We start from the raw sequence: 4127 nt of genomic DNA on the forward strand, positions 1-4127 counted from the left end.
TAGAAGCTGAGGTAACTCTCGCTGACGGAACAGTCGCAAGAGGAACTGCTCCAAGCGGTGCGTCAACAGGCGAATTTGAAGCACTTGAGCTCCGTGACGGCGGTGAACGTTACCTCGGAAAAGGTGTAACAAAGGCAGTTGAGAACATCAACACTGTTATTGCCGAAACTATCACAGGTATGGACGCTTCCGACATTTACGCAATTGACGCAGCTATGATAAAGGCTGACGGCACAAAGGACAAGTCAAAGCTTGGCGCAAATGCTATACTTGCCGTATCTATCGCCTGTGCAAGAGCAGCTGCCGCTTCGCTCGATATTCCGCTTTACCGTTTCCTCGGCGGTATTCAGGGCACTAAACTCCCTGTACCTATGATGAACATTCTCAACGGCGGTGCTCACGCTGACAGTGCTGTTGACACTCAGGAATTCATGATAATGCCTGTTGGAGCTCCCACATTCAAGGAAGCTTTGCGCTGGTGTGCTGAGGTGTTCCATGCACTGAAAAAGCTGCTTAAAGATATGGGCGACGTTACAGCAGTCGGTGATGAGGGCGGCTTTGCTCCAAACAAACTCACAAGCGATGAAGAGGCTATCGAAAAGATACTTGAGGCTGTGAAAGCGGCAGGCTTTGAGCCCGGTAAGGACTTTATGATCGCTATGGACGCTGCATCCTCAGAGTGGAAGAGCGAAAAAGGCAAGGGCTTCTACAAGCAGCCAAAGTCAGGCAAGGAATTCACTTCCGATGAGCTTATCGCTCACTGGGAAGCACTTGTTGACAAGTACCCGATCATATCTATCGAGGACGGTCTCGACGAGGAGGACTGGGAAGGCTGGCAACGAATGACCGCTAAGATCGGTCACAAGGTACAGCTTGTCGGTGATGATCTTTTCGTTACAAATACAGAGCGTCTTGCAAAGGGTATATCTCTCGGCGCAGGCAACTCCATACTCATCAAGCTCAATCAGATAGGCTCGGTCTCCGAGACTCTCGAAGCTATAAAAATGGCTCACAAGGCAGGATATACAGCTATTTCTTCTCATCGTTCGGGTGAAACGGCAGATACAACTATCGCCGATCTCGCAGTCGCACTTAACACCTGCCAGATAAAGACAGGTGCGCCCTCACGTTCGGAGCGTGTTGCAAAATACAACCAGCTTCTCCGCATTGAGGAACAGCTTGGTGCTGCTGCCTGCTACCCCGGTATGGGAGCTTTCAACGTTAAGAAGTGAGCATACGATACTGATATCTTCATGGACCTTCCTATTTTTTTATAACAAAACTCGCCTGTACTTTTCGGTACAGGCGAGTTTGCATTATATACGCTTTTATCCGAGTGCAACATCAAGTATCATCATGAGTGTAAATCCTACAGAAAACATGATAACGCCGATATTTGAATGTTCACCCTCTGACATTTCCGGTATGAGCTCCTCAACGACAACATATATCATAGCACCTGCGGCAAAGCTCAATAAATATGGCATTGCAGGCAGGAACAGTCCTGCAAACATAATCGTGAGTGCTGCACCTATCGGTTCAACTATTCCTGAAAGTACACCGTCCGCAAATGCTCTGCCTTTGCTTTTCCCCTCAGCATGAAGCGGCATGGAAATGATCGCACCTTCGGGGAAATTCTGTATTGCAATTCCAAGAGCCAATGCAAACGCTCCACCCGATGTCATATCAGATGAGCCCGCCAGAAAGCCTGCATAAACTATACCTACAGCCATTCCCTCAGGGATATTATGGAGAGTTACAGCAAGCACCATCATAGTCGTTCTCGCAAGTCGTGATGGTACTCCCTCCGCTTTTTCAGCATTCATATGCAGATGAGGTATAACACTGTCAAGAAGCAGAAGAAAAAGTATACCGCACCAGAAGCCGATAACAGCAGGCAGAAAAGCAAGTTTGCCCATACCGTCCGACATATCCATTGCAGGAATGATAAGGCTCCATATCGAAGCAGCTGTCATAATACCTGCTGCAAAGCCTGTCAACGCTCGCTGTATTTGTTTGCTCAGGCTGTGCTTCATGAAGAAGACACAGGCTGAACCGACCGCTGTACCAAGAAACGGCAGCAGCAATCCTGTTGTAACTTCTCTTTGCATAATAAACTACCTTTCTTTATCTTATCAGCTGTCATAATGTAAATAGCCTGCCGCAGAGCTTTATAAACGGATCAAGCAAAACTGTGCAATAACGGTTTCAGAATAAAGTTACCATGTGAAAGTCGCCCAGCGGTCATTTAACTTTGGCAGCAAAAGCGCAAAAAGCTTCGCACGAATACTGTATTTTTTCATTTCTTCATTGAAGCTGTGTTCTTCCACGAACTGTATACCGTCAGTCAGATCAGCTATCTCCTGCCCCGAATCCGTACCAGACACGAAGTGGGCATTTGTGTTTTTTACGGTATCATGGTGCTTTTCGTTTTTCTGCATCATCTTGCAGTTCTGCTCTGCGATAAGAGTACCGCCGTCAGGGAAATTATTTTTCAGCACTTCGAGAAATGTACGTATCTGTTCAAGCGTCAGGTACATAAATAATCCCTCAGCGATGATAACAGGCTTTGACTTTCTGCCTGCAAGTGACTCCCTTACCTGTCCGCACCAGCTGTCCTCCAATGCACTTCCTGCGATCATGGTAACACGTTCACGCTCAGGAAAAGCCTTTCTTCTTGCAGCTATCGCATCGGGAAGATCAAGATCGAACCACAGTATTTTTCCGTTATCGACTCTGGAAAAACGATCATCAAAGCCTGCTCCCACATTTACGATAACGGTATCAGGATCTCTTTTAATGATACCTTTTAGCTGACGGTCGAGCATGATCGTTCTTGCAACAATACCTTCGTGGGACATGAATTTATCATACTTCGCTGTATCTATGTTCAGCGTTCTGATGATATCGACAGCCATATTGTCCCTGATACGTGCATTTTTCCGCAGCGTCTCACTTGCCTTGACTGCAAGCGGGATAAGTGCAGTAGTTTGCACATCACCTAATTTAAGTTCCATAATAAATACTCCTTTTTTAATTTTATTCCATGCCTTTAAGCACTTCGACCATGTCTTTTATTCCATACACCCGATCATTCGGGTACAACTTATGTATTCTGATGATTTTAAGTTAGTAAATACAAACTACATATCAAAAAATAATTCCTTAAACCCGCTATTCTCTTGTGATACGATCTCGGGGTGATTATGAAGAAAGAAGTCCAAAAGTGCTTTATATGACTCATCGCCCATACTGTGTTCCATTTTACACGCATCGATTTTCGCGTTTTCTTCTCCAACTCCCATATATCGGAGCATCAAAAGGAAAAAACAATATCTTCCTTTTATTTTTTTAGCCAGCTCTATGCCTTTCCTTGTAAGAATTATATTGTAGCTGTTGGTACACTCGATATATCCCTCTTTTTCAAGCTCATGCACAGCAATACTTACTGTTGGTTTTGAAACACCGAGCTCCCCGACAATATCAATGCCTCTTGCACTGCCGCACGTTTCCTGGATTTTTAATATTGTTCTGAGATAATTTTCCGTTTTTTCTTTTCCAAGCATTAAAGCACATCCTTTTTTTATTTAAAGATCATCATACACAAGACAGCTGATATTGAAAATATACTTGTTAGTATATAATAACTTCCCAAAACAAATTATATCACATATCTATCGTCTTGTCAATATGTATCGCAAGAAGCCGTTAAAAAATCCCGAAAAGCGAACCAATACGTAATCCAGCCATTATCCATTAGCCGTTGGTAGGATACTATGCTGATAGCTTTCGCTGTAAAAATTTAAACGTTCAGGAATAAATATCCTGAGCGTTTCATTATATCCGATCTATTTCAGCTCTGTCATACTTTTCAAGCCTATGGCAAGAGTTGAAGCATTATGCAGCAGCGCAGATGTCGCAGGCGGCAGGACTCCCAGAACACCAAGTCCGATAAGACCGCCGTTAAATCCTATTATCGTTCGGTAATTCCAGCCGATACGCTTCATCAGAGCATTGCTCATTCGTTTCAGTTCCACAAGTGCGTACAGATCGTCGGCAGATATGGTTATATCCGCTATTTCACGGGCAATTGCAGCACCTGTGCTTATTGCTATACCTGCATCAGC

Annotated in this window: 4 protein-coding genes and 1 pseudogene; 1 reads left to right on the forward strand and 4 read right to left on the reverse strand. The window is 44.5% G+C overall.

Annotated features, from left to right (window positions below):
- On the forward strand, positions 1 to 1232 hold a 1232-nt coding region (eno, locus tag QZZ41_RS00210; protein WP_295066560.1), incomplete at its 5' end, for a phosphopyruvate hydratase.
- Positions 1233 to 1328: 96 nt separating this feature from the next.
- Here eno and QZZ41_RS00215 read toward each other — a convergent pair.
- From QZZ41_RS00215 to QZZ41_RS00230, 4 genes and pseudogenes are all read right to left on the reverse strand, one after another.
- Positions 1329 to 2111 carry a ZIP family metal transporter gene (locus QZZ41_RS00215; protein WP_295066562.1) on the reverse strand — a complete coding sequence of 261 codons (783 nt, stop codon included), beginning with the start codon at positions 2109 to 2111 and terminating at the stop codon, positions 1329 to 1331.
- Positions 2112 to 2219: 108 nt separating this feature from the next.
- Positions 2220 to 3017 (reverse strand): class I SAM-dependent methyltransferase, encoded by a 798-nt coding sequence (locus tag QZZ41_RS00220; RefSeq protein ID WP_295066564.1) that lies wholly within the window; start codon positions 3015 to 3017, stop codon positions 2220 to 2222.
- 126 nt (positions 3018 to 3143) lie between these two features.
- Positions 3144 to 3566 carry a metal-dependent transcriptional regulator gene (locus QZZ41_RS00225; RefSeq protein WP_295066567.1) on the reverse strand — a complete coding sequence of 141 codons (423 nt, stop codon included), beginning with the start codon at positions 3564 to 3566 and terminating at the stop codon, positions 3144 to 3146.
- Positions 3567 to 3848: 282 nt separating this feature from the next.
- Positions 3849 to 4127, reverse strand: a pseudogene (locus QZZ41_RS00230) (heavy metal translocating P-type ATPase); the annotation flags it as partial.

Source organism: Ruminococcus sp. (assembly GCF_016283395.1).